30 protein-coding genes, 1 tRNA gene and 1 pseudogene are annotated in these 22,666 nt (G+C 62.0%); 9 read left to right on the top strand and 23 right to left on the bottom strand.

The genetic code is table 11. The features are described 5' to 3' along the window. Positions 1 to 118: 118 nt before the first annotated feature. The 3 genes from blaOXA to EOB49_RS00575 form a co-directional block, all read right to left on the bottom strand. Positions 119 to 946 (bottom strand): class D beta-lactamase, encoded by an 828-nt coding sequence (gene blaOXA, locus EOB49_RS00585; protein ID WP_127379835.1) that lies wholly within the window; start codon positions 944 to 946, stop codon positions 119 to 121. A 148-nt stretch (positions 947 to 1,094) separates the two neighbouring features. After that, complete coding sequence (gene yidD / locus EOB49_RS00580) at positions 1,095 to 1,469, bottom strand: membrane protein insertion efficiency factor YidD (protein ID WP_127379834.1); 375 nt, start codon at positions 1,467 to 1,469, stop codon at positions 1,095 to 1,097. Between the two features lie 79 nt (positions 1,470 to 1,548). Continuing rightward, positions 1,549 to 1,713 carry a hypothetical protein gene (locus EOB49_RS00575; RefSeq protein WP_127322935.1) on the bottom strand — a complete coding sequence of 55 codons (165 nt, stop codon included), beginning with the start codon at positions 1,711 to 1,713 and terminating at the stop codon, positions 1,549 to 1,551. Between the two features lie 91 nt (positions 1,714 to 1,804). Between EOB49_RS00575 and EOB49_RS00570 the strand changes: the two genes are divergently transcribed. After that, complete coding sequence (locus EOB49_RS00570) at positions 1,805 to 2,722, top strand: LysR substrate-binding domain-containing protein (protein ID WP_127379833.1); 918 nt, start codon at positions 1,805 to 1,807, stop codon at positions 2,720 to 2,722. 18 nt (positions 2,723 to 2,740) lie between these two features. Here the strand turns inward: EOB49_RS00570 and EOB49_RS00565 are convergent, their stop codons facing one another. Next, complete coding sequence (locus EOB49_RS00565) at positions 2,741 to 3,187, bottom strand: cell envelope integrity protein TolA (RefSeq protein ID WP_127379832.1); 447 nt, start codon at positions 3,185 to 3,187, stop codon at positions 2,741 to 2,743. Positions 3,188 to 3,189: 2 nt separating this feature from the next. Continuing rightward, a complete protein-coding gene (locus tag EOB49_RS00560) occupies positions 3,190 to 3,636 on the bottom strand; it encodes an iron-sulfur cluster assembly scaffold protein (protein WP_127379831.1) in 447 nt (148 codons plus the stop codon). Between the two features lie 240 nt (positions 3,637 to 3,876). Between EOB49_RS00560 and folE the strand changes: the two genes are divergently transcribed. The 3 genes from folE to EOB49_RS00545 all read left to right on the top strand — a co-directional run bounded on the left by folE (position 3,877) and on the right by EOB49_RS00545 (position 6,064). After that, positions 3,877 to 4,512 (top strand): GTP cyclohydrolase I FolE, encoded by a 636-nt coding sequence (folE, locus tag EOB49_RS00555; protein WP_127379830.1) that lies wholly within the window; start codon positions 3,877 to 3,879, stop codon positions 4,510 to 4,512. Positions 4,513 to 4,546: 34 nt separating this feature from the next. Then, complete coding sequence (gene hisI, locus EOB49_RS00550; protein ID WP_127321550.1) at positions 4,547 to 5,008, top strand: phosphoribosyl-AMP cyclohydrolase; 462 nt, start codon at positions 4,547 to 4,549, stop codon at positions 5,006 to 5,008. An 84-nt stretch (positions 5,009 to 5,092) separates the two neighbouring features. Further along, positions 5,093 to 6,064, top strand: a complete 972-nt coding sequence (locus EOB49_RS00545) for a patatin family protein (RefSeq protein WP_127267650.1) — start codon at positions 5,093 to 5,095, stop codon at positions 6,062 to 6,064. Positions 6,065 to 6,071: 7 nt separating this feature from the next. On the opposite strand, the gene recJ is transcribed toward EOB49_RS00545, so the two are convergent. The 8 genes from recJ to EOB49_RS00505 form a co-directional block, all read right to left on the bottom strand. After that, complete coding sequence (gene recJ, locus EOB49_RS00540) at positions 6,072 to 7,856, bottom strand: single-stranded-DNA-specific exonuclease RecJ (protein WP_127379829.1); 1,785 nt, start codon at positions 7,854 to 7,856, stop codon at positions 6,072 to 6,074. A 180-nt stretch (positions 7,857 to 8,036) separates the two neighbouring features. Further along, positions 8,037 to 8,270, bottom strand: coding sequence for a DUF6434 domain-containing protein (locus tag EOB49_RS00535; RefSeq protein WP_127321553.1), 234 nt, complete (start codon positions 8,268 to 8,270; stop codon positions 8,037 to 8,039). Between the two features lie 73 nt (positions 8,271 to 8,343). Then, positions 8,344 to 9,327, bottom strand: a complete 984-nt coding sequence (gene glpX, locus EOB49_RS00530) for a class II fructose-bisphosphatase (RefSeq protein ID WP_127271399.1) — start codon at positions 9,325 to 9,327, stop codon at positions 8,344 to 8,346. Positions 9,328 to 9,531: 204 nt separating this feature from the next. Then, a complete protein-coding gene (locus tag EOB49_RS00525; protein WP_127379828.1) occupies positions 9,532 to 9,699 on the bottom strand; it encodes a Thivi_2564 family membrane protein in 168 nt (55 codons plus the stop codon). Positions 9,700 to 9,770: 71 nt separating this feature from the next. Next, positions 9,771 to 10,127, bottom strand: a complete 357-nt coding sequence (locus EOB49_RS00520; protein ID WP_127379827.1) for a hypothetical protein — start codon at positions 10,125 to 10,127, stop codon at positions 9,771 to 9,773. Positions 10,128 to 10,259: 132 nt separating this feature from the next. Beyond that, complete coding sequence (locus EOB49_RS00515) at positions 10,260 to 11,573, bottom strand: homoserine dehydrogenase (RefSeq protein WP_127379826.1); 1,314 nt, start codon at positions 11,571 to 11,573, stop codon at positions 10,260 to 10,262. A gap of 47 nt (positions 11,574 to 11,620) precedes the next feature. Further along, positions 11,621 to 12,838, bottom strand: coding sequence for an LL-diaminopimelate aminotransferase (locus tag EOB49_RS00510; protein ID WP_023810473.1), 1,218 nt, complete (start codon positions 12,836 to 12,838; stop codon positions 11,621 to 11,623). A 46-nt stretch (positions 12,839 to 12,884) separates the two neighbouring features. Then, positions 12,885 to 13,277, bottom strand: a complete 393-nt coding sequence (locus EOB49_RS00505; RefSeq protein ID WP_127379825.1) for a hypothetical protein — start codon at positions 13,275 to 13,277, stop codon at positions 12,885 to 12,887. A gap of 97 nt (positions 13,278 to 13,374) precedes the next feature. On the opposite strand from EOB49_RS00505, the gene phaC reads away from it, so the two are divergent. The 3 genes from phaC to EOB49_RS00490 all read left to right on the top strand — a co-directional run bounded on the left by phaC (position 13,375) and on the right by EOB49_RS00490 (position 17,041). Continuing rightward, positions 13,375 to 15,210 carry a class I poly(R)-hydroxyalkanoic acid synthase gene (gene phaC / locus EOB49_RS00500; RefSeq protein ID WP_127379824.1) on the top strand — a complete coding sequence of 612 codons (1,836 nt, stop codon included), beginning with the start codon at positions 13,375 to 13,377 and terminating at the stop codon, positions 15,208 to 15,210. A gap of 216 nt (positions 15,211 to 15,426) precedes the next feature. Then, complete coding sequence (locus EOB49_RS00495) at positions 15,427 to 16,674, top strand: YcbK family protein (RefSeq protein ID WP_127379823.1); 1,248 nt, start codon at positions 15,427 to 15,429, stop codon at positions 16,672 to 16,674. A 292-nt stretch (positions 16,675 to 16,966) separates the two neighbouring features. Beyond that, positions 16,967 to 17,041: transfer RNA gene (locus EOB49_RS00490), tRNA-Glu, on the top strand. A 378-nt stretch (positions 17,042 to 17,419) separates the two neighbouring features. Here EOB49_RS00490 and EOB49_RS00485 read toward each other — a convergent pair. Both EOB49_RS00485 and EOB49_RS00480 read right to left on the bottom strand, forming a co-directional pair. Then, positions 17,420 to 17,722: a DUF1330 domain-containing protein gene (locus EOB49_RS00485; RefSeq protein WP_127327465.1), complete on the bottom strand. Its 303-nt coding sequence runs from the start codon at positions 17,720 to 17,722 to the stop codon at positions 17,420 to 17,422. Between the two features lie 114 nt (positions 17,723 to 17,836). Then, complete coding sequence (locus EOB49_RS00480; protein ID WP_127379874.1) at positions 17,837 to 18,079, bottom strand: hypothetical protein; 243 nt, start codon at positions 18,077 to 18,079, stop codon at positions 17,837 to 17,839. A 165-nt stretch (positions 18,080 to 18,244) separates the two neighbouring features. Between EOB49_RS00480 and EOB49_RS00475 the strand changes: the two genes are divergently transcribed. After that, positions 18,245 to 18,436, top strand: a complete 192-nt coding sequence (locus EOB49_RS00475) for a hypothetical protein (RefSeq protein ID WP_164762344.1) — start codon at positions 18,245 to 18,247, stop codon at positions 18,434 to 18,436. Positions 18,437 to 18,472: 36 nt separating this feature from the next. On the opposite strand, the gene EOB49_RS00470 is transcribed toward EOB49_RS00475, so the two are convergent. From EOB49_RS00470 to EOB49_RS37240, 3 genes are read right to left on the bottom strand one after another with little or no spacing between them, the layout of a single operon-like run. Beyond that, the gene (locus tag EOB49_RS00470; RefSeq protein WP_127270088.1) at positions 18,473 to 18,880 is read right to left on the bottom strand and encodes a TadE/TadG family type IV pilus assembly protein; all 408 of its coding nucleotides are present in this window, start codon (positions 18,878 to 18,880) and stop codon (positions 18,473 to 18,475) included. Continuing rightward, positions 18,870 to 19,295: a TadE/TadG family type IV pilus assembly protein gene (locus EOB49_RS00465; protein ID WP_127270090.1), complete on the bottom strand. Its 426-nt coding sequence runs from the start codon at positions 19,293 to 19,295 to the stop codon at positions 18,870 to 18,872. Before EOB49_RS00465 ends, EOB49_RS00470 begins: the two co-directional genes overlap by 11 nt. 19 nt (positions 19,296 to 19,314) lie before the next feature. Then, positions 19,315 to 19,827 (bottom strand): hypothetical protein, encoded by a 513-nt coding sequence (locus EOB49_RS37240; RefSeq protein ID WP_245472385.1) that lies wholly within the window; start codon positions 19,825 to 19,827, stop codon positions 19,315 to 19,317. A 176-nt stretch (positions 19,828 to 20,003) separates the two neighbouring features. On the opposite strand from EOB49_RS37240, the gene EOB49_RS37235 reads away from it, so the two are divergent. After that, complete coding sequence (locus tag EOB49_RS37235) at positions 20,004 to 20,354, top strand: hypothetical protein (RefSeq protein ID WP_245472384.1); 351 nt, start codon at positions 20,004 to 20,006, stop codon at positions 20,352 to 20,354. Between the two features lie 47 nt (positions 20,355 to 20,401). Here EOB49_RS37235 and EOB49_RS37230 read toward each other — a convergent pair. The 5 genes and pseudogenes from EOB49_RS37230 to EOB49_RS00440 all read right to left on the bottom strand — a co-directional run. Continuing rightward, positions 20,402 to 20,497: pseudogene (locus EOB49_RS37230) on the bottom strand (hypothetical protein); the annotation flags it as partial. A 327-nt stretch (positions 20,498 to 20,824) separates the two neighbouring features. Beyond that, entirely contained in the window at positions 20,825 to 21,088 is a 264-nt protein-coding gene (locus tag EOB49_RS00455; RefSeq protein ID WP_023810460.1) for a DUF6074 family protein, read from the bottom strand. A 218-nt stretch (positions 21,089 to 21,306) separates the two neighbouring features. Beyond that, positions 21,307 to 21,603 carry a DUF982 domain-containing protein gene (locus EOB49_RS00450; RefSeq protein WP_127271426.1) on the bottom strand — a complete coding sequence of 99 codons (297 nt, stop codon included), beginning with the start codon at positions 21,601 to 21,603 and terminating at the stop codon, positions 21,307 to 21,309. Between the two features lie 160 nt (positions 21,604 to 21,763). After that, the gene (locus EOB49_RS00445) at positions 21,764 to 22,003 is read right to left on the bottom strand and encodes a hypothetical protein (protein WP_127379822.1); all 240 of its coding nucleotides are present in this window, start codon (positions 22,001 to 22,003) and stop codon (positions 21,764 to 21,766) included. A 111-nt stretch (positions 22,004 to 22,114) separates the two neighbouring features. Further along, entirely contained in the window at positions 22,115 to 22,537 is a 423-nt protein-coding gene (locus EOB49_RS00440) for a hypothetical protein (RefSeq protein ID WP_127379821.1), read from the bottom strand. Positions 22,538 to 22,666: the final 129 nt, after the last annotated feature.

Raw genomic sequence — 22,666 nt, 5'->3', positions numbered from 1 at the left:
AAAGTGTGTGGCGGTTTTGGGGTTACGGCATGCATAGGGAAACGCCGGATGCGTCCGGCAGCGGCTGTCTTTTATGGACAGATTCCGCCGCCGTAAAGCCCGGCTCAAATGTCAGCGTTCATTTGATGAGGAGCGGCAAATCCTTCAGGAACGCAGCCCGGGTCTTGAGGCCCTTTGGCATGTCGGTACGGTTGGCATCGACGACAAGCCGCGCAAAGACGATCTGGCGGCCATCCTTGTTCGCCCATCCGACGAACCAGCCAAGCGAGCGCTTGTCCTGGACCTTGTCGGCGTCGTTGCGCAGCCTGGTGCTGCCGGTCTTGCCTTGCACCGTCCAATCCCCGGCCTGGAAGATCGGGATGATGGCTGATGTCATGTCGTAGGCCTTGGCCGAGACAGGCAGCTTGCGGGCCAGCAGCTTGCGCAGGAATTCGACCTGCTCGACCGGCGTGATCTTGAGCGAGGAATTCACCCAGGACTTGGTCAAACCATCATTCTTGCCGGGATTACCGGAAACATCGGCATTGCCGTAGTCGAATTTCGAGGCATAACCGGCAAAACTCTCAGACCCAAGCCGGCGGGTGATTTCCCGGGAAAACCACAGGATCGAATCTCGCTCCCAGACCACCGGATCGACGGTCTTCTGATCCCGCTTCACCGAGTTGAATTCAGGCTTGTAATCCCAGCTCGGCGTGTGCTCGTCGCTAAGGATCCCGCTGTCATAGCCGATCAGCGACAACGGCACCTTGAACGTCGAAGCCGGGCTGAACCGCTGGTCGCACACCCCGTCCTGGTAAAGCGTCTTGCCGCTCGCCGCATCGGCGATCACCGTGCACTGCACGTCCCCCAGCGGCGCCGATTGCGCGCGCAACGGAAATCCCAGCAGCCAGGCGAGCAGGAACAGTATCCCGGCAAAGATGAAGGGAAGACGGTCGAAATTGCGCATTTGTCTGCTCGCTCAAGAAGGGGGTTCGCGAGCGGCTTAGCGGGGTCTCTTGTCTCGATTTTGTCTCAAATGCGCAGTCTTTGTGCAGGCTGTTGTTAACCCTACCGGATCGTAAACGGGCAGAGCCGCCGGTACCTGACCGACGCGATCACCCCTGCGCTTCGCCGCGCTTGCTGCCGATCCGCCAGTACCGCCATGGCGTGAACCAGACATAACGATCCTCCAGCACCTCCGGCACGCGGTCGATGCCATGCGTGCCGAATGGCCCGCAGCGCAGCACGCGGAAGAATCCCATCCAACCGCCGGCCCACAGGCCATGGCGGGCGATCGCCTCATGGGCATATTCTGAACAGGTCGGCAGATGCCGGCAGGAATTGCCGACAAAGCCCGACAGCGTCAGCTGATAGAGGCGCACGAGCGACGTGCCGAGGAGACGGCCCGGCGTCTTGCGCCATGGACCGGGCCAGTTGCGGCCGCGTTTCGGCGGCCGGGCGACATGCGCATGTCCATGCTGGTCGCGCACCACAGTCTCCGTATCGCGTTTCCCAAGCGATAGATGTGAGCTTCCACTGGAGAACGCAATCCCCACTCCTTGCGCGCAGTCAGTCGTCACGGGCGGAACGGCGAAACGGCTGCCAGTCAGCCGAAGCCACCCACCGGCCACGACTGGTCGGCTCTTCGTAACGCTTTTCATGCTGTCTTCTGTCACGCCATTGAAACGTTGCGATCCGCATGACATCGCCAAAGATGCTCAGCAACTGGATCATGGTCGGTCTCCTTTGATGCGATTAGACCGCCGCTGGCCTTCGCCTTCAAACGAGTATAATTTCCACTTCGGATAATCCTGGGTTATGCGAAATGAAGCGTGGGCGCCTGCCGCTGACGGCATTGAGGAGCTTCGAGGCGGCGGGCCGGCATCTGAGCTTTAGCCGGGCCGCCGAGGAGCTTTTCGTCTCACAGGCGGCGATCAGCCGGCAGATCCGGGAACTCGAAACCTTCCTGCGCCAACCCTTGTTCGAACGTCACCATCGCCGTGTCGAACTGACCGACACCGGGCGGCGTCTGCTGGAGCAGCTTGTCAGAAGTTTCGACGCCATCGACACCTTGCTTGGAGAACTGGTGGCGACACCGGCGCAGTCCGTGGTCCGCGTCAGTGTCGAGCCGTCGCTTGCATCCGTGTGGCTGGTGCCTCGCATCAACCGGTTTCGCCAATTGCGGCCCGATATCGACGTCTCCCTCGAAGTCGATCCAAGGCTGATCGAGTTCCGCAGCGATCAGCCGGAGCTTGCCTTGCGCTTCAGCGCGCATGCCACCTCGTGGCCGCGCAGCCAGGCTGAGCGGCTTGCCTCGACGGTCGATTCGCCGGTCCTGTCGCCGGCGCTGCTTGCCTCTGGCCCCGCCCTCGATAAGCCGATCGATCTTGCCCGCTACACGCTTCTGCACGAGGAAAACCGTCAAGGCTGGGCGCGCTGGTTCCAGGCGGCCGGCGTGCCCGCCGACGCCATACCGGCGCGCGGGCCGATGCTGGCGGATGCGTCGCTTTCAAAACAGGCCGCCTTGCTCGGACATGGCGTGGCCTTGGGCGATCTCTTGCAGATCGGCGGGGAAATCGCATCCGGCGCGCTGGTCAAGCCGTTCGACATCGACGTCGCATCCGGCGCCTATTGGCTGGTGGCCAGAAACTTGCGCGACCTCTCGGAACCGGCCGCCGCGTTCGCCGACTGGCTCAGAAGCGAATTTGCCGAAAGCAGGCGGGTGCTGGAAGCGCAGGCTTGAACCTTCCGGCCGGGCCCGCTACTTGGCCTTCTTGCGGTATTTTTCGAAGAGTTTGTCGAGCGTATCCGCGGCCGGAAGCTCGCCCGGTGAGTCTTCTCCCGGGTTGAATGTGAGGATGACATCGCGCCACATATCGTAGTGGGCAGCATATGATGTCAGCCTGGGAAATGGCGCGCAGCGTGCGATGGCCCGGACGGCGGACTCGGCAACCTTGTCCGGCGGCGTCGTCACAGGACCGAGGATTTTTGGCGGGCCTGCGAGTGACCCGTCCTTGTTCAGACTGATCTGGACGCGTGCAATGCTGTGGGTGTTTGCAGGCATGTTCCAACAATGCTGGATTGCCTTCATGAGATAGTCGCCGATATCGCGCTCGACCGCTACGTCTGCCCGGCTCGGGGTCCCGCTCAACGCGAGTGAGCCAGCAAGGCTCCCGGCAAACACCAGGCTTTGGTAGCCAAACCCCAAGGTCAGGCCGCTTCTTCGGCGCGCTTCTTCTCGATCTGGCCGATGGCGTCGACCACGGCATCGAAAGTCAGCATGGTCGAAGCGTGCCGCGCCTTGTAATCGCGCACCGGCTCCAGATATCTGAGATCCGCAAAGCGACCGTCCGGCGGGGCGCCATTTTCCTTGAGCATCTTCAGCATGGTGTCGCGCACCGCGCGCAATTCCTCGGCGCTCGCGCCGACGACATGCTGCGCCATGATCGATGACGACGCCTGGCCGAGCGCACAGGCTTTCACGTCATGGGCAAAGTCCGTGACCACGCCGTCCTGCATCTTGAGGTCGACGGTGACCGTGGAACCGCATAGCTTGGAGTGAGCCTTGGCGGTCGCGTCAGGATGATCGAGACGGCCGATGCGGCCAATGTTCCCGGCAAAACCGAGAATTTTCGCGTTGTAGACCTCGTTTATCATTATTTTCCAATCCGTCGCCGCCAAGCGAACAGCGATTGCCGCTGTCGTGTCTTCCTTTCGCTCGCTATGACCTTATATAATGCTGGCAGTCCGGTATCGACAAGAACGACGAAAGCCAATGTCCTTGCCGGGAAGTTCACGCCACTTACGGGGCTGGAAACTGGGCGAGTTTCCGACGCCGAAAGGTCGTGGTCCGTTCAACTCGTTCCTCCGCCGAGAGGGACTACGGGAGACGCCTTTATGGATGCCGTCATCAAGAAGCTCATGCCACAGTCAGCCTATATGGAAAAGCCGGTCACCGACCGGCCAAGTGAAGCCGAAGTCGAAGCCGCCGTGCGCACGCTTTTGCGCTGGACCGGCGACAATCCGGACCGCGAAGGCTTGGTCGACACGCCGAAGCGGGTGGCAAAGGCCTTTCGCGAAATGTTCGGTGGTTACGACATGTGCCCGGCCGACGAGCTCGGCCGCACCTTCGAGGAGGTCGCCGGCTACGACGACCTGGTCATCGTCAAGGACATAACATTCCATTCGCATTGCGAGCACCATATGGTGCCGATCATCGGCAAGGCACATGTCGGCTATCTTCCGGACGGCAAGGTCGTCGGCCTGTCCAAGATCGCCCGCGTCGTCGATATCTTCGCCCACCGCCTGCAGACGCAGGAGGCGCTGACGGCGCAGATCGCCGGCGTCATCCAGGACGTGCTCAATCCGCGCGGCGTCGCCGTCATGATCGAGGCCGAGCACATGTGCATGGCCATGCGCGGCATCCGCAAGCAGGGTTCAACCACGCTGACCTCGACCTTCACCGGCGTCTTCAAGGATACGCCCGAAGAGCAGGTTCGTTTCGTGACCATGGTGCGTGGCGGCGGGATCTGAATGGCCCTGCGACTTCGCTAGATAAGGACCGGCGATGTCGGCATTGGAATTCCCGAAAGCTTCGTCAGACAAGAAGGCCATGGAGGAAGGCGCGGTGTTTTCACCACGCTTCGATGCCGCTGGCCTCGTCACGGTCGTCGTCACCGATGCCGCGGACGGCATGCTGTTGATGGTGGCGCACATGAACGCGCAAGCGCTGGCGCTGACACTGGAGACAGGCATCGCCCACTACTGGTCGCGCTCGCGCAACGTGCTTTGGAAAAAGGGCGAAACATCAGGCAATTTTCAGCATGTCGTCGAGATGCTCACGGATTGTGACCAGGATGCCATATGGTTGCGCGTCAAAGTGTTAGGCCACGACGCAACCTGTCACACTGGCCGGCGTTCATGCTTTTATCGGACGGTGGGGCTGATCGATGGCAAGGGGACGCTTGCCGACGACGGCAGCAAGCCGCTGTTCGATGCGGTAAACACGTATCGGAAACCACCAGCTTGAACCTTCTGCCTGACACCAACCACACAGATTCATCATTTCGATACGGCCCGCTCGTATAGTGGCCGTAGGACAAGGGAGATCATGATGCTCGAGTGGGCGTCATTGCGTAACAGACCAGATGTCAGGGAGGCCAACGGCCTATCCTCGTCAGGCGGCGCGTCCGAAACCAACTCCCAGAAGAAAACAGCCATTTCGCTCGCCTTGGGTGGCGGTTGCGCCCGCGGCTGGGCGCATATCGGCGTGCTGCGCGCGCTCGACGAAGCCGGCATCGAAGTGTCGATGATCGCCGGCACCTCGATCGGCGCGTTGGTCGGCGGCTGCTATCTCGCCGGCAAACTGGACGAGCTCGAAGAATTCGCCCGCAGCCTGACCAAGCGACGCATCTTCGGCCTGCTCGATCTCAATTTGCGCGGCAGCGGTCTGTTCGGCGGTATGAAGCTCGATGCAAGGCTGCGCGAGCACATGGCCGGCATTCGTTTCGAGGACCTTGCCAAGCCGTTCGTCGCGGTCACCTCCGAAATCCGCACCGGCCACGAAATCTGGCTGTCGAGCGGCTCATTGATCACCGCCATGCGCGCCTCCTACGCGCTGCCCGGCGTGTTCGAGCCGGTGAATTGCAACGGCCGCGTGCTGGTCGACGGCGCGCTGGTCAACCCGGTACCGGTTTCGGTCTGCCGCGCCTATGAGCAGCCGCTCGTCGTGGCGGTCAACCTTCACTATGATCTGTTCGGCCGCGCCGCCGTCATCAAGCACAGCGCCGGCGAGCTGGTCGTTGAAAAGGACGCGCCGCGGCCTGGTCAGATCGACGCCGAGCGCCAGTCGCATCAGACGCGGCTCGGCATCACCGGCGTCATGGTCGAGGCCTTCAACATCATTCAGGACCGCATTTCGCGCGCCAGGCTTGCCGGCGACCCGCCTGACATGTCGCTGCAGCCGAAGCTCAGCCATATCGGCCTGACCGAATTCCACCGCGCCGACGAGGCGATCAACCTCGGCTATCAGGCGACGATGGCGCAGATCGGCGAACTGACCCGGCTGCAGACCGTTCTCGCCTGATCAAAGCCTACGCACGAGCCGCATCGCTGATGCGAAACTGCACGGTGCGGTTGCCGTTCCAGTAGTTGCCTGACAACGAACCGGCGACGTGGATCGTCTTGCCCCGGTTCTTGAACAGGAATTCGCCAAGTGCGGTTTCGACAGCGCGAAAGGCGATCGCCTGGATGCGGCCGCCGCTTTCCGATTGCAGTTCGACGCGGATGTGGTTGGTGCCGACCGGCCGCGCATCGGCCAATCGGTGGCGCGGCAACGCGAAAACAGGGGCCACATGCCCAGCACCGAAGGGTCCGGCCTGTTCCAGCGCGTCGAGCAGGCTGAGCGTCGCGCCTTCAGCGGCAAGTGCGCCGTCTATGGCCAGGCTTTCCTCGCCCTGCAGGCGAAACACGTCGGCTGCCGCCCGTTCTTCGAAAAACGCCCTGAGTTCGCCAAGCCTTGCCCGCTCCACGGTGATGCCCGCCGCCATGCCATGGCCGCCGCCCTTGACGATCAGACCGGCAACGGCCGCCTCGCGCACCAGCCGGCCGAGGTCGAAACCCGAGACCGAGCGGCCCGAACCGGTGCCGATGCCCACAGCATTGAACGCGATGGCGAAGGCGGGCCGCCGGGCATGATCCTTCAATCGCGAAGCGAGCAGGCCGACAATACCCGGATGCCAGCTGTTGGAGGCGGTGACGACGATAGCCGGGCCATTGCCGCCGGCGAGCTCTGCATCGGCCTCGACGCGCGCCGCCGCGAGCATCTCCTGCTCCATCAACTGCCGTTCCTGGTTGAGCCGGTCGAGCGTCTCGGCAATGGTGCGCGCCTCGACCGGGTCGTCGGTCGCAAGCAGCCGGCTACCAAGTGCGGCATCGCCGATGCGTCCGCCGGCATTGATGCGCGGGCCGATCAGATAGGCCAGATGGAAAGTGCTGATCGGCTCGCCGATGCGCGACACGCGTGCCAGTGCCGCCAACCCTTCATTCTTCTGCTGGCGCGCCATCTGCAGCCCCTTGACCACGAAGGCGCGGTTGACGCCGGTCAGCGGCACCACGTCACAGACTGTGGCCAATGCCACGATATCAAGCAGCGAAAGCAGGTCCGGCGACGTAGCATCGGCCATGCGGCCGCGCAGGATCCTGGCCGTCTGCACAAGGGCGAGGAAGACCACGCCGGCGGCACAGAGATGGCCCTGCCCGGAAAGGTCGTCGTCGCGATTGGGATTGACGACGGCAATTGCCGCCGGCAAGGCACCGCCGACCTGGTGGTGGTCGAGCACCACGACATCGGCCCCGGCCTCATTTGCCGCATCGATGGAAACGGCGCTGTTGGTGCCGCAATCGACAGTGACGATCAGTGTCGCGCCACGCGAAACAAGTTCGCGCATGGCATCCGGGTTGGGCCCATAGCCCTCGAAAATACGATCCGGAATGTAGATTTCCGACGGCACCGAGAAATGCGTGAGGAACCGCTTCAGCAAGGCCGACGAGGCGGCGCCGTCGACATCATAGTCGCCGAAGATCGCCACCTTTTCCTTGGCCATCACCGCGGCGGCGATGCGGGCCGCCGCCCTGTCCATGTCCGTCAGCGATGCCGGATCCGGCAGAAGATCGCGGATCGTCGGGTCGAGAAACCGCTCGGTCTGTTCGGCGGTAACACCACGGCCGGCAAGCACCCGCGCGACGATGTCGGGCACGCCATGGCCTTGCGCGATGGCGAGCGCAATCATGTCCTGGCGTTCTGTCAGCCGATGTTCCCAGGAAACCCCTGATACTGACTGCCTGACATCGAGGAAGAGGCGTTTTTCGCCGGTCATACGCTTTGCCAACTCATCGTTGGCCGCACGATAATGCATGTCGCCCACAGGTGGGCAGCGGTTTTGGGGCGACGACCTGCATTGGCAACAATTTTAAGCGCGTCGCGTTCACGCGACGCTCTATAGGCCAAAGGCAGGCAAAGCCAAGCGATTCACGGGTGCGCGCGGTCCCGAAATAAGTCAAGAAAACTGCGCTTTCCGCTTTTCAGCCTGGCGCCGAAGCCATTCGTCGGCCGCATCGCCCATCGTCTTTTCCACACCGTCCTTGAGCCAAGCCATGAAAGGCCGGTCGAACCTGAATGCATCGCCGCATTCCCGGATGAGAAAGCGACGCACATTCTGGGTGTTGCGATAGGACTTTGTGATGGCGGTGGCACGCGAAATCGGATCCGCATGCCAGTCGAACGGTTTCATCGTCAAATCCTTGCAGCCAGCATCGGATGCGCCCGAATGGCTAGCAATTGCAAGGTAGCTTCGCAAGCGAGCGTCAGAACTTATCCAAATCCTGATGGCGGGCCTTGATCTCGCGCACCGTCCGCGACGACGAGCGCAGCACGATCGTGTGGGTGGTGATGTAATTGTGGCCGAACTTGACGCCAGCCAGCATGTTGCCGTCGGTGACACCGGTGGCCGCGAAAAGCACATCGCCGCGCGCCATGTCCTCCGTCCGATAGACCCGTTTCGGATTGGAAATACCCATCTTTGCCGCGCGAGCAACCTTTTCCGGCGTGTCGAGGATCAGCCTGCCTTGCATCTGGCCGCCGGTGCAGCGCAGCGCGGCAGCGGCCAGCACGCCCTCTGGTGCGCCGCCAGTGCCGAGATAGATGTCGATGCCGGTTTCTTCCGGATCCGTGGTGTGGATGACGCCGGCGACATCGCCATCGCCGATCAGCCGGATCGCGGCACCCGTGGCGCGCACGGCATCGATCAGCCTGGCATGACGTGGCCGGTCGAGAATGCAGGTGGTGATATCCGATATGGCCACGCCCTTCGCCCTGGCGAGGCTGGCGATGTTCTCGGCCGCCGAGGCGTCGATGTCGATGACGCCGTCCGCATAGCCCGGACCGATGGCGATCTTGTCCATGTAGACGTCGGGCGCAAACAGCAGGCTGCCCTTTTCGGCGATCGCGATGACCGCGAGTGCATTGGGCAGGTTCTTGGCGCAAATCGTCGTGCCTTCGAGCGGATCGAGCGCGATATCGACGGCCGGACCTTTGCCGGAGCCGACTTCCTCGCCGATGTAGAGCATCGGCGCCTCGTCGCGCTCGCCTTCGCCGATCACCACAGTGCCCTTGATGGCAAGCCGGTTGAGTTCCTGGCGCATGGCGTCGACTGCGACCTGGTCGGCCGCCTTTTCGTCGCCGCGCCCGCGCAGCCTGGCGGCCGCGACGGCGGCTCGTTCGGTGACGCGCACCAGTTCCATGGTGAGTATCCGGTCAAGGCCGGCGACGATGTTCTGGGCCACATTCATCTGGTGATTTCCTCGTTGGCAATGCGGCCTCCCGCCGGAGGCGGGCCTGTTTTGTCAAACCAGCATGACAACGGCAAGACCTACCGAGGATTTTATCGAATACCCAACAATATCAATCGATTAAACCGCATCCTGAAACGAGACTGGCCCGATCGCCGTGCGCCGGGCCAGTCTCAAAACGGTAAAAATGGCGGCGTTCGCGGCCTAGAAAACCGCGAGGTATTTGAGCAGTGAAATGATGCCGATGATGATGACGATGACCTGAACTAACTGTCTCATCCGGCCATCGAGCGGCAGGCGTTGAACCAGATAGAGAACGAGGATGATGACGAGGAATGTGATCAGGATGCCGATCAATGCTGATGAAGCCATGGTGCCCTCCTTAAAAGTGATTTGCTGAAAACAAGAGAGTGGGCCGGAAGCCCGGCCCTATCGCGCTGCGGTCAATACCAGCGGCGGGAGGTATCGTTCGTCGATTGACCAATGGCGAAGCCGGCCAGAAAGCCGAGCAGGCCGATCACGCCGACCAAAGCTGTCGTCGTACCTGGATTTTCACGCGCGACCTCCGAAACAGCCTGAGCCTGGCTGCGCAGCTGTTGCGCCGTACGCGAAGCGCGGCTCGCGGCCGTGTCGTACAACTCGGACGCCTGTTCGCCGGCGTCGTCGAGCATCTCCGCGCCCCGCGCCGAAATGCTCTTGTTGATCTTGGTGATCTCCTTGCGCAAATCGGCAATCTGCTTTTCCAGCGTCTTCTGGATGTCGTCGATATTAGGGGTGTCGGACTTGTTGGTATCGGCCATGAAGCGGTTCCTCTGGTTGCTGACCAAGAGAACGGCGACGACACCAATTCGTTCCCGCGTGGCGGCTGTCCCCACCAGACCAGACCTCAATGCCTGCGGGATTCCTGTCCCGCAGGGCCTATCGGGCGAAAGCTACCCTGCCCGCTCGATGCGGATGACCTGCGGCTTGTCGGTCAGATGGCCATCCTTGGTGATGCCATCGACGGCCTTGCGCACAGCAGCCTCGGTCGTCTCGTGGGTGACGAGGATCACCGTCTTCTGTGCCGCCGCCTCGCCATTGACCGCGTGCTGGACGATCGATTCCAATGAAATGTCATTATCGGCCATGCGCTTGGCGATTGCCGCGAAGACGCCGATGCGGTCATGCACGGTCAACCGGATGAAATAGCCGCCGGCATGGCTGCGCATCTGCGCCTTCTTGTAGGGTTTCAGCTCCTTCGCCGGCCGTCCAAAGACCGGACCATGCTGGAAGCCTGGCTGGCTCTTGGCGATGTCGGCGATGTCGCCGATGACGGCCGAGGCGGTGGCGTTGCCGCCAGCACCGGGGCCTGACAGCAGCAGTTCGCCCAGAATGTCGGTCTCGATCGCCACCGCATTGGTGACGCCATGCACCTGCGCGATGACCGATGCCGTCGGCACCATCGTCGGATGCACGCGCTGCTCGATGCCGCTCTCGGTGCGCTGGGCGACACCCAGCAGCTTGATCCGGTAGCCAAGATCGGCGGCCGCGCGGATGTCGGCCTGGGTGATGTTGGAGATACCTTCCATATAGATGTCGTTGGCGGCGATCCTGGTGCCAAAGGCAAGGCTGGTCAGGATCGACAGCTTGTGCGCGGTGTCGTGGCCCTCGATGTCGAACGTCGGATCGGCTTCGGCATAGCCCAGCCGCTGCGCGTCCTTCAGGCAAGCATCAAACGAGATGCCCTCGGCCTCCATGCGCGTCAGGATGTAGTTGCAGGTGCCGTTGAGGATGCCGAACACGCGCGTAACCGAATTTCCGGCCATCGCCTCGCGCATGGTCTTGATGACGGGAATGCCGCCCGCCACCGCCGCCTCATAGTTGAGCAGAACACCCTTTTTCTCGGCGATCTCGGCCAGCGCCACGCCATGCTTGGCCAGCAGCGCCTTGTTGGCGGTGACGACGTGACGGCCGGCTTCGAGTGCCGCTTTCACCGACGAGCGCGCCGGGCCCTCGTCGCCGCCGATCAGTTCGACGAACACGTCGATTTCTGCGGTCTGCGCCATCTTGACCGGATCGTCGAACCACTTTGCCGAGCTCAGATCGACGCCGCGATCGCGCTTCTGGTCGCGCGCCGAGACGGCGGTGACGATCACGTCACGGCCGCACTGGCGGGTCAGTTCCACCGCTTTGTCGCGCAGCACGCGCGCCACCGACGCGCCAACGGTGCCGAGGCCGGCAATTCCAACACGCAATGCTTCAGCCATGTCCGGCGACGTCCCTCAAAGTCAGATCGAATTTGCGTGCGGCAAGCTTACCGGTGAGCGGAGAGCGGCACGACATTGTTGGGCTGCTTGGCGCTGGTCGACAGGAAGCGCTTGATGTTGCGCGCCGCCTGCCGGATCCTGTGCTCGTTCTCGACCAGAGCGACGCGCACGAATTCGTCGCCATGCTCGCCGAAGCCGACACCGGGCGCCACGGCCACGTCGGCATGTTCGATGAGCAGCTTGGAGAATTCGAGCGAGCCGAGATGTCGGAACGGCTCCGGGATTGGCGCCCAGGCGAACATCGATGCCGCCGGTGCCGGAATGGTCCAGCCAGCGCGGCCGAAGGCATCGACCATCACGTCGCGGCGTTTGTGGTAGATGTCGCGGACTTCGGCGATGTCGGCGCCGTCGCCATTGAGCGCATGTGCCGCCGCCACCTGGATCGGCGTGAAGGCGCCGTAGTCGAGATAGGATTTCACCCGCGTCAGCGCCGAGATCAGCCGCTCGTTGCCGACGGCAAAGCCCATCCGCCAACCGGGCATGGAGAAGGTCTTCGACATGGAGGTGAATTCGACGCAAACGTCGATCGCGCCAGGCACCTGCAGCACCGAGGGCGGCGGATTGCCGTCGAAATAGATCTCCGAATAGGCAAGGTCGGACAGGATAATGATGTCGTTCTTCTTGGCGAAGGCGACCACATCCTTGTAGAAATCGAGCGAGGCGACCAGCGCCGTCGGGTTCGACGGATAGTTGAGGATCAGCGCCAGCGGCTTCGGGATCGAATGCTTGACTCCGCGCTCGAGCGCCGGGATGAAGCCGTCGTCCGGCTCCACCTGCAGCGAGCGGATGACGCCACCCGACATGATGAAGCCGAAGGCATGGATCGGATAGGTCGGGTTCGGGCACAGGATCACGTCGCCGGGCGCCGTGATCGCCTGCGCCATGTTGGCGAAGCCTTCCTTCGAGCCAAGCGTGGCCACCACTTGCGTGTCGGGGTTGAGCTTCACGCCGAAGCGCCTGCCATAGTAGGCGGCTTGGGCGCGACGCAGGCCCGGAATGCCGCGCGACGAGGAATAGCGATGCGTGCGCGGGTCGCGCACGACCTCGCACAATTTGTCGACGATAGCCTTGGGCGTCGGCAAGTCCGGATTGCCCATACCGAGGTCGATGATGTCGGCGCCACGCGATCGGGCGCTGGCCTTGAGCCGGTTGACCTGCTCGAACACGTAAGGCGGAAGCCGGCGAACCTTGTGAAATTCTTCCATGGCAGTTCCAGACAGCGAAGGGGGGTGTTGGGCGCGCGCTATATACTTATTTGCAGGTAGGGTCGAGGGCGGGGTCGCATTTGGCTTCGATCTGCTTCAGCGTTTCGTCGCCATGCTTCTTGGCCAGATCCGTCAGCGCCGCCTGGTTGGCGACCTTCGGGCCGCCGCCCTTTGCCGCCTGCGCATTCTCATCCGCCTTCAATTGCGCGAGCTTGGCGTTCTTCTCGGCTTCGGTGAACTGAGGCGCCGCCACTTGCGGCTTGATGTTCAGGTTCGGAAAGGTGCCGGTATCCTTCGGCCCCGTACCCGCAGCGACAGGCGTCGGGCCATTCGTGTTGGTGCTCGAGCACCCGGCAATCCCGATGAGGACGATCGCCGCGCCGATGCGGCAAAAATGTCCAGCACCGAAAAAAACAGTTTCGCCAATAATAATCGTCATATTGTTTCCCTGGCAGCCGAGGTAGAGCGAGATTGGCCCGGTCGGATGTCCCATGTTAATATGTCAAGAAAAGGCCTCGGGAGGAACCCCGCCAACCATGTCCAAAACACCCGATTCGGGCAAAGCGGAAGATGACGAGCCTTCGACCGTCGAGCAATATCTGGTGAAGGACCCGGAACGCTTCGCCCTGAACATGGCGCGCATGATCGAGCAGGCCGGCAAGGCCGCTTCCGCCTGGGCCGAGCCGCGCGAAAAAGGCGACGTGCGCGACTATGTCGCTGAGCCCGTTGTCGATATGGTGAAGACCTTTTCCAAGCTCAGCGAATACTGGCTTGCCGATCCGCAGCGCGCGCTGGAAGCGCAGACGCGGCTGTTTTCCGGCTATATGACGGTCTGGGCCAACGCCATTCAGCGCACCAGCAACGCCGCGCAAGACACCGAAGACGCGGTCAGGCCGGAGCGCGGCGACAAGCGGTTCCTCGACCCGGAATGGGGCCGCAACGCCTTCTTCGATTTCCTCAAGCAGGCCTATCTCGTCACCTCGCGCTGGGCGGCCGATCTGGTCGAGCACGCCGAAGGCCTTGACGAGCACACCCGCCACAAGGCCGGCTTTTACGTCAAGCAGGTGTCCAACGCCATCTCGCCGTCGAATTTCATCCTGACCAATCCGGAACTGTTCCGTGAAACCGTCGCGTCGAACGGCGAAAACCTGGTGCGCGGCATGAAGATGCTGGCCGAGGACATCGCCGCCGGCAAGGGCGACCTGAAGCTGCGGCAGGCTGACTACTCACCCTTCGAGATCGGCAGGAACATCGCCACCACTCCTGGCAAGGTGGTCGGCCGCAGCGACGTCGCCGAAATCATCCAGTACGACCCGGCGACCGAGACGGTGCTCAAGCGGCCCTTGCTGATCTGCCCGCCATGGATCAACAAATTCTACATCCTCGATTTGAACCCGCAGAAATCCTTCATTCGCTGGGCGGTTGAACAGGGCCACACCGTGTTCGTCATCTCCTGGATCAATCCGGACGAGCGCCACGGCACCAAGAGTTGGGAAGCCTATATCCGCGAGGGTCTGCAATACGGCCTCGACACCGTCGAGAAAGCCACCGGCGAACGCGACGTCAACGCGATCGGCTATTGCGTTGGCGGCACGCTTCTGGCGGCGGCACTGGCGCTGATGGCGCAAGAGGGCGACGACCGCATCAAGTCGGCGACCTTCTTCACCACGCAGGTCGACTTCACCCATGCCGGCGACCTGAAGGTGTTCGTGGACGAAGAACAGGTCGCCGCTGTGGAAAAGTCGATGAGCGAAAAAGGCTATCTCGACGGCACCAAGATGGCGACCGCCTTCAACATGCTGCGCTCAGGCGACCTGATCTGGCCCTATGTCGTCAACAACTACATGCGCGGCAAGGATCCCCTGCCCTTCGACCTGCTCTACTGGAATGCAGATTCCACCCGCATGGCGGCGGCCAATCACTCTTTCTACCTGCGCAACTGCTATCTTGAGAACAATCTTTCGCAAGGCACGATGGAACTGGCGGGCCACACGGTCTCGCTCGGCGACATCACCATCCCGGTCTACAACCTCGCCTCCAAGGAAGATCACATCGCGCCGGCGCTTTCGGTGTTCCTCGGTTCAAAATATTTCGGCGGCACGGTCGAGTATGTGATGGCCGGGTCGGGCCATATCGCAGGGGTCGTCAATCCGCCGGCATCCAACAAATACCAGTACTGGACCGGGGGTACGCCGACGGGCGACTTCAGCCAGTGGATAGCCAATGCCACCGACCATCCAGGATCCTGGTGGCCGCACTGGCAAGACTGGATAGAGGCCAAGGACAACACCCGCGTGCCTGCCCGCAAACCGGGCAAGCATATGAAAACCTTGGGTGATGCTCCCGGCACCTATGTGAAAGTACGTGTGTAACGGACTGTAATGTGTGGTGAGTTGACGGACCGCCAAAAGCGGGCGAAATGGTGTCGTCAACCATCAAGCGGCCGTAATTCGGCAATCACCGCAAAAATACTTTCAGGCTTGCGGATTTGACACAGGTCTCGTTTCCGGATCGGAGACAAAGGTCACCCTGGCACCAACGCATGCGTGTGGCGCCAAGGATATACCGACCGGACATCGAGGGGGAATTTGACTTTGAAATCAGCAGGATGGAGCCTCGCAAAGGGAGAACGCCGCGCCATTGTGGCAGCGCTCTGCTCCTTGCTTCTGGCCTCCTGCACTTCGGCTGGCGACCCGACAATGTCGGTCGGAATGCCCGGTTACAATGCCACCGCATCGGATATGAATGCTGCCTCAAGTGGCAAGTCGGCCGCTGTCGCCGATTCGTCCGAGGTCACGACCGAGCAGACGACCGTGATGACGGCGAGCGATACGGCGCTGCCCGAGAAGGTTGCCTATGTGCCGGTGGCCAATCCGCAAGCCGCCTTTCCGCTGACCACGCCGGCCGGCGCCGAAACGATTGCCGGACAAACGCCGCAATCCTTGCAGCAGCAAGCACAGACGGCGCAGCAGAGCGATGCGGTCGCCCAACAGATTGCAGTGGCCGATGCCGGCGCCAAGGCGCCGAAGCCGGCAGCCGCTCCGGCCATGAACAATCCTGTCTACGTGACTGCTGGCGAGATGCCGCAGGTCGAAGCGCCAAAGAAAAAAGGTTTCTTGGCCTCGATGTTTGGCGCCACGCCGGCCTCGGAAGCACCCGCGCCGCTTATCAACACCCGGTCGGGCGAGCAGCCCTCGGTGCAAGCCAAGTTGGCGCCAGCAGCAGCAAAGCCGATCATCACGCTGGCCTCGGCCAATTCCACGGCAAAACCGGTGCAATTGGCTTCGCTCGGTGGCGATAGCGGCCACATCACGGGCAGCGATGCCCTGCCCGGCGTGCGCCAGACGGCCCTGTTCGAGATCAAGCGCAAGTCCGGCCTCGACGACGAAAGCGACGTCGACCTCAACGAGGATGAGGGGCCAATCGGCGGCTCCTATCAGGTTGCGTCAGCCGCCGGCATGGCCCGGTTGGCGCCCAACGGGCTGCTCAAGCAGAACGAAAGCGTCGATGTGGCCTGCCTGAAGCCGTCGCTGGTGCGCGTGCTGAAGACGATCGAAGGCCACTACGGCCGCAAGATGACGGTGACGTCAGGCTATCGCGACCCGGCCCGCAACCGGCGCGCCAACGGCGCCAAGAATTCGCTGCACATGTATTGCGCCGCCGCCGATATCCAGGTTCCCGGCGTTTCGAAATGGGAACTGGCGAGCTACATCAGAAGCATGCCCGGCCGCGGCGGCGTCGGCACGTACTGCCACACAGAATCGGTTCACGTCGACGTCGGCCCCGAGCGCGACTGGAACTGGCGCTGCCGCCGGCGCAGCGGCGGTGACGGCTAGTCTAGCAGACGGTCTTAGGCCTATTAGCAGCCAAGATCGTACCGGTGACCATTCTGAGCATTCGGGATTAGCCGAAGCCTCCCACAAACTTCGTCATCCTAGAGCGAAGTAGGGCGAGGCTCCGTCGCGGAGACCCTGGGATGACGAAACGATGGGTGTCGCCGCTAATTGTCAAAGCCTGCCAACCCTCGGGAAATCGTTGATTTGGCTGGCCCGGAAAAAAGTTGTCCAAGGTGGCACCTGACGGGTTGCCGGTTGCGCACAACGCCAGTATAAGCCGCTTCGTCTGAGCGCGCCCATCGTCTAGCGGTTAGGACACCGCCCTTTCACGGCGGTAACAGGGGTTCGATTCCCCTTGGGCGTACCAGAAGAATAATGCGTTTAGCGCAAACCTCCCTCCCAATGTGGCCAATTTCGCCTGGCTCTCTGCCGCGGTCGTCAACTGACGCGCAGTCTTCCGCGATCACACCATAGGCTAACGCGGCCACACAGGTCATAATCCTGCTACAAAGTGGTCGATTCCTCAGGGATGTAGCCGCTCCAAGAGCCCGCCGCAGGTCGCCCCCGTGGCGGGCTTTTCATTGCACGGTCGAGTTGGGTTCTCGGGCACCGCGACAATGAGAAAGCCCCGCAGTGGTAAGCCCGCATTTATTGCCTGGTTTCCCGGCTTTAAACAGCTGACTGCGAGGTGTACGGATTCGGGCAAAAAAGCCGGATACTACCTGATTAAGGCGAGCCACCACGGTCAAAGAGTGGGTGTTGCAACCCCCTCGAGCGCAATGATCCTGGTGTTGGCGCAACGCTTCCGGATTTCAATAAGGCGGGCGTATTCCGGCGAATTGTACCAGCCCATCAACGACGTCATGTCGGGGAATTCGATAATAACCAAACGGTGTGGCTCCCAATCGCCCTCCAAGACCTTGGTCGCACCGCCACGACCTAGATATCTCCCACCATAACGCTCCTCGGTGGCTGGCACATCCCGCCGGTATTCCTCGAACGCGGCAGCGTCCTTTACGTCTACATCCGCGATCAGATAGGCGGCCATTTGCGCTTCCTCCTTCTCGACGGCGCCCGACCGTTACGCTCCGGTCGCGGGGGCGACGCCCGCCGGTCAAGACGCCCCTCTTCAGCGCTTCAACCGGCATCCGCCAACGCGAAGTCAAAAGCCGGTTACAATCCACGGATTGGCGTCGTATCCGAGGCGCGGCTCTGCCTTTGCGCCGCTATCTTCCGATTTGGCGGTTCCCGTGAAACCACAGTCCAGATTTGGAGCGGGCTTCTTGGCTGACGGGTTGGTGGAACACAAGGCGGCGGCGTCACTGACCGCCGCCTTCTTTTCCTTGGCAACAGCGATACCAGCCGCAGCGAAAACGACAGCCACGCAAAATACAGCCACTCTCATTGGAACCCCCATATTGCACCCGACAGATGGTCGGACATGACCTAGCGTCACCTTAATATTAGCACTACGAAATATATTATCTAGCCCCGTGCCATCAAAAGCAGGCTGAGTGCCAAGCTTGCATCGTGACCGCCAAAACCGGTGCCGATCTGGACACCAGCCGGCATGAGTCGCATTCTGCTCGTGGAGAAGGACGTGGATCGACAAAACACAGGGGCTGATCAGGCCAAACGCTGGCGGGACCAGGCCCTGCGCAGTCGCCGGAGGCGTCTGTCACACAACATTGTGTCGTGGGCGCTGATCCTCATGGCGATAACCATTCTCGGCGGTCTGATCGCGCTCAAGGCGTACAAGTAAGCAGAGCCCCAGCGCGCGAGGCTATCAGGCCACAGCCTAGCCGCTGCCAAGCAGCGGCACCGTAACGGTTGTCGCGTAGTTGATCGGGAAGGAACTGAAGTAGGGGAAGTCGATGACGAAGGCATAGGCCGCGGTCAGATGCGCCATGCGGAAGCCGCCGCTCACGGGGTCGATGGCGATGGTGACGTTCACGTCCTTAAACCCCAAGGCTTGCAATTTCTGCGTGGCGATCGATTGAATGTCGGCCTGGGTCAGCGTGTTCTTAAGCTGCAGCGAGCGCGCTGACGTCTCCAGCGTATAGCGAACACTGGAGACCGAGTGCATCGACCAGCCAAAGGCGAAGATCCCGAACAGCAGCATGACGAGGAAGGGCGCGATCAGCGCGAACTCCAGCCCGGCCCCGCCCGATCGATCCCGCCGGAACGCGCTTACCCTAGCGGACACGGATCGTCTCCTGGTGACCGATTACAGTGGAAGTGGCAAATGGGCCGAAGGCAATTGGCGGCACCCAGGTGCCCGATGCCTGTATCTGGACATAGACCGCCGGCACCTTCGGCCCACTGCACATGGTGGACGCGTCGACCACCGTCGCCCCGCACATACGGATGCGGCTTAGCGTGACCTGGCCGTCTTCCGGCCGATTTTCCCAACTCGCAATGGCAAGGGCCTGGGTCGCCGCATCATCGGTCGATCCGCTCATGACCAGGTTCGCGGCGGTCTTCACACCGGCGCGCATCGACAGTGAACTCGTTACGTAGGACCAGCCGTCCAGAATACCAAGCAGCACCAGGCACAGAATCGGCAGCACCATCGCGAACTCGACCGCCGCAACGCCCGAATCATCGCCAAGGATCGGCATCGATCGGCGCTCCACGAAGCTACTCGACCAGCGCCACGGACGGCGCGGCCGGAATGTCGTCTATTCCGAGGCTTGAGCAATCCTGATTGATGGTTGAGTTGCCGGACCATTGGATCGTATCGGCGACGACCCGGGTGCAGCCGCCTTTGCCCGAGAAGTTGCCAAGATAGTTCACTTGCTGCTTGGGGAAGTAGATGGCTCCGGTCAAAAGCGAGTCCGCTGTGCCGTTGAATGTGCTGGATGCGCTGTTACCGGTCCTGTCGCCGTAGAACAGAACGCCTGAATAGCTGCCCGAAGTCGGCGCGCTAAGCTGCACGGAGGCATTGCCGTTCATGCTGACCGTCGAACTGCCCGACATGAAGATGGTCACCCCGCTGCCGGTGATGGCAGCGTTGGCGTTTATCTTGAAGCTGCCCTGGACGACATAGACGCCGGGCGAAAGCGTGACATTGCCCTTCAGGTTCATGCCGCTGCAATAGGTGCCTGGACCGAGCGTCGCCTTGTTGTCGTTCTGGCAGGGGGTCGCGGCCACCGGGGCCGGCAGGTCGACAAAGGGATCGCCGGCAGGCAGCGCCTGGGTGATCGGGACCGCGCAGACGGTGGTGACGGGGTTGCTGAGAGAGAGCGCCGCCCGCAGAGATCACGCATTTGGCCTGGAGACCCGCCGAGCCCTGAAGCTTGACGGCGTCGGAAGCAATGGAATTGGACATGACCGAGCAGCCGTTGAGCTTGACGCTGGTGCTGCCGGAAAACAGCGCCGCCTGCGAAGCTGACGGATCGAGCGCGAGCATGCAGGCACTCGAGGCGTCGGTAATGACGGCCACCGCCCTCGCCTGTTCGGGAACCTTTTCTTGTGTGAAGATCAGGGTGAACATCCGGTCGAGTTGCTGGCTGACGATCACCTCGACCGCTTTTTTCGCCGTATTCGGTCCGGACGCCGGCGGCGTATTGACGACGATCGTGCCCGAGCCCAGCCCGTTCGACGCCGCGGACTGGGTCGCGGCCGCGACGATCGTCGGCTTGTCGGAACCCGAGATCTGTTCGAGCGCACCGGCATAGGCGGCTGCATCGGCCGTCGCCTGTAACCTCAGGCTGTTGTAGTACCAATAGGAGGTCTCGACGCCGAAGCCCGCAGCGCCGACAACGACCGGCAAGGTCAGAGCAAAAATGGTAGCGACGTTTGCGGCCGTGCTCCGGCGCATGGCGTCCATTACAAGCCGAACACGGGTGAAGCTACTCAAGGCCATGGTTTAAATTAGAAAGCACGCATAAATGAACGAATGGCTAAAAAGTTCGTTGCATTTTTGAGCAGTGGTCCATTGGCTTCAAAAAAGAAGTGTTTCGCTGGCTGATCAACGCGCAAGCACATCGATGTCTCAGAGTGGGCCGCCCCTCAAGGCCGGCGGGAAATTGCCGGATTCGCAACCGAGACCGCGCGAACAACGACCGGGTCTTCGAAAAACACACCGGAGTAAACGTATTTACAAATTACTGATGCATGTATGGAGGATGGAGGTTCAGGATTTGCTTCAAGCGGAAAGAATTGGCATCGACTCCGCGACCGTATCAGCCAACATCTCTCGCTGCACGGCCAGGAAAAACCTGCGCACTTCATCGCTGGCTGCTGTTCTGTCCCTGCCGGACCCGACGACGAGATCGAGCAACTCCGACGCCTTGGCTCTCCAGAACGAGGTGGCGGTCTCGCCATGCAGGTTGCCGAGCTTGGCAGCAACCTCCCTGACCAAGAATACCTGACGGTCGATCGGGAACGCACGGACTTTTTCTGGGGACATCTTCCAAACCATGAGACTGACGCAACGAATCAACCATTGCCAACAAGCAATGGCGTAGCCGGGAAGGTGGAAACGGAAGCTTAACGGCGCTGAGGTGGGTGCAACGTGGGGCGGTCGTCGGGGACGAAAAGGGCGCAGCCCTACGCACGCGCCATCGCCGTGTGCGTTCAACGCGATTGTTGACGTAGGAATCGGGGCAAGCGAAACGGCGTCGGCCCTCAGGCCTGGAGCGCCCTCGCCTCACCGCCGCGCTTGCGCGGCGTCATCATGTCTCTTGCCATTAGTCCGCTCGCCCGGCAAAACGCCATGAACGCCCGGCAGGCGTCCTCGGTCTTGACCACGTCCACCGTGGCGCCAAAGCAGGCGTTGAACGCTTTCTGATAGATCGGGCCCTGACGGCGCGCAGGCCAGTCCTGGAGAAAATCGAGCGCCTGTTCGACGCCATAGATCTCCTCGACCGGCAGACCGGGTCCAGGCGCTATGCGCACCGGCACCTCGAATTGCAGTCTGTCCATTTCCTGTCTCCCGAACCGGCGTCACCGCAGCAACGCCGTTCGTCGTCAAAAGTTGCTTTGATCGGCTTTGACCCAGAAATGTGTCGTCACTTGGGTCGCTGAACCGCCACGCCGCCCAGAATAGATCGCGCTCCCGAGATATGTCTTGGGCGACATACGCTCACTGGTTCGCCGGATCCGCCTCCGCGTCGAAGGCCATGCGACAGGCGGTGATCAGTACAAATACCGTCGGCACGGCGAAGATGCCGCCGAGAACAAGGGCCGCCATCGCCGACAGGCCGAGCGTCTCGGCAACCGCCCAATAGACGGTTCCGATGCAGATGAGCGCCTGGACGCAGAGGAACGTGGCAGCCGAGGCCGCGCGCGACAGGGTTTTGAAAGTCTTGATGCGTTGTTGCATTGAAATAATTCGGAAATGACGCGCCGCGCGACCGCTGCGCGGCCGACAGCCGCCGCACGATCACGACGCGAACAGGAATAGCGATGAGGTGGGGGTACGGCCCTGGGCCGCTCAGGCCGTGATGGCCGGGGGTGCGCGCGGCTGGTTGGTGCTCGCTCCGGGAACCGAGGCGGCCCCATATCCCGAAACCATCGCTCTTTGCGATGTCCGTTCGGCCCAAAGAAAAACAGCGTCGGGGACCGCAAGCGCGGGATGGCCGCCGGCGAACTTGACCAGGACCGGACGGCCGGCACGAACCTCCAGCGCTTGCGCCTTGCCGGTGACACGCAGCAGCGCCGCCACCTCGCCCGACCGCTCGACACCGACACTGGCACCGCTTGGCGCAGAGCCCGCAATGCCTGACGCCACCGGCAGGCCGAAGCACAGCATCGCCAGCAGCACCATGCCCATCAGGCATGAGCACGCTGCCGTCAGCGGCGCTTCAGGCCATCCGGTTTGCCTGGCCGCCGCGAAGGGACGCGATCTCGAAAACATCACCCGCCCTAACGCACCATGGCCAGAAAGGGAAGCAAACCGGGCAAAACCGGCAAGACATCGCCCATGCGAGGCAAATATCCGGAAGCGCGCGGCCGCATCAGACAGTTCTTCCTTGAACCTTTTGCC

It is taken from the genome of Mesorhizobium sp. M7A.F.Ca.MR.148.00.0.0 (assembly GCF_003997735.1).
In the GTDB taxonomy this organism is placed as follows: domain Bacteria; phylum Pseudomonadota; class Alphaproteobacteria; order Rhizobiales; family Rhizobiaceae; genus Mesorhizobium.
This window is presented reverse-complemented; position numbering and strand designations above follow the sequence as displayed.

Coding starts and splice junctions, on each gene's coding strand:
- EOB49_RS00535 (WP_127321553.1), bottom strand. CDS start 8,270: ATGAAACCGTTCGACTGGCATGCGGATCCGATTTCGCGTGCCACCGCC.
- recJ (WP_127379829.1), bottom strand. CDS start 7,856: ATGACCGGCGAAAAACGCCTCTTCCTCGATGTCAGGCAGTCAGTATCA.
- blaOXA (WP_127379835.1), bottom strand. CDS start 946: ATGCGCAATTTCGACCGTCTTCCCTTCATCTTTGCCGGGATACTGTTC.
- EOB49_RS00525 (WP_127379828.1), bottom strand. CDS start 9,699: ATGGCTTCATCAGCATTGATCGGCATCCTGATCACATTCCTCGTCATC.
- folE (WP_127379830.1), top strand. CDS start 3,877: ATGGATGCCGTCATCAAGAAGCTCATGCCACAGTCAGCCTATATGGAA.
- EOB49_RS00485 (WP_127327465.1), bottom strand. CDS start 17,722: ATGGCCGCCTATCTGATCGCGGATGTAGACGTAAAGGACGCTGCCGCG.
- EOB49_RS00545 (WP_127267650.1), top strand. CDS start 5,093: ATGCTCGAGTGGGCGTCATTGCGTAACAGACCAGATGTCAGGGAGGCC.
- EOB49_RS00440 (WP_127379821.1), bottom strand. CDS start 22,537: ATGTTTTCGAGATCGCGTCCCTTCGCGGCGGCCAGGCAAACCGGATGG.
- EOB49_RS00505 (WP_127379825.1), bottom strand. CDS start 13,277: ATGACGATTATTATTGGCGAAACTGTTTTTTTCGGTGCTGGACATTTT.
- EOB49_RS00480 (WP_127379874.1), bottom strand. CDS start 18,079: ATGAGAGTGGCTGTATTTTGCGTGGCTGTCGTTTTCGCTGCGGCTGGT.
- EOB49_RS00560 (WP_127379831.1), bottom strand. CDS start 3,636: ATGATAAACGAGGTCTACAACGCGAAAATTCTCGGTTTTGCCGGGAAC.
- EOB49_RS00445 (WP_127379822.1), bottom strand. CDS start 22,003: ATGCAACAACGCATCAAGACTTTCAAAACCCTGTCGCGCGCGGCCTCG.
- EOB49_RS00575 (WP_127322935.1), bottom strand. CDS start 1,713: ATGATCCAGTTGCTGAGCATCTTTGGCGATGTCATGCGGATCGCAACG.
- glpX (WP_127271399.1), bottom strand. CDS start 9,327: ATGAATGTGGCCCAGAACATCGTCGCCGGCCTTGACCGGATACTCACC.
- EOB49_RS00520 (WP_127379827.1), bottom strand. CDS start 10,127: ATGGCCGATACCAACAAGTCCGACACCCCTAATATCGACGACATCCAG.
- EOB49_RS00515 (WP_127379826.1), bottom strand. CDS start 11,573: ATGGCTGAAGCATTGCGTGTTGGAATTGCCGGCCTCGGCACCGTTGGC.
- EOB49_RS00570 (WP_127379833.1), top strand. CDS start 1,805: ATGAAGCGTGGGCGCCTGCCGCTGACGGCATTGAGGAGCTTCGAGGCG.
- EOB49_RS00450 (WP_127271426.1), bottom strand. CDS start 21,603: ATGGACAGACTGCAATTCGAGGTGCCGGTGCGCATAGCGCCTGGACCC.
- hisI (WP_127321550.1), top strand. CDS start 4,547: ATGTCGGCATTGGAATTCCCGAAAGCTTCGTCAGACAAGAAGGCCATG.
- EOB49_RS00455 (WP_023810460.1), bottom strand. CDS start 21,088: ATGTCCCCAGAAAAAGTCCGTGCGTTCCCGATCGACCGTCAGGTATTC.
- EOB49_RS37235 (WP_245472384.1), top strand. CDS start 20,004: ATGACCGAGCAGCCGTTGAGCTTGACGCTGGTGCTGCCGGAAAACAGC.
- phaC (WP_127379824.1), top strand. CDS start 13,375: ATGTCCAAAACACCCGATTCGGGCAAAGCGGAAGATGACGAGCCTTCG.
- EOB49_RS00465 (WP_127270090.1), bottom strand. CDS start 19,295: ATGCCGATCCTTGGCGATGATTCGGGCGTTGCGGCGGTCGAGTTCGCG.
- EOB49_RS00475 (WP_164762344.1), top strand. CDS start 18,245: ATGAGTCGCATTCTGCTCGTGGAGAAGGACGTGGATCGACAAAACACA.
- EOB49_RS00510 (WP_023810473.1), bottom strand. CDS start 12,838: ATGGAAGAATTTCACAAGGTTCGCCGGCTTCCGCCTTACGTGTTCGAG.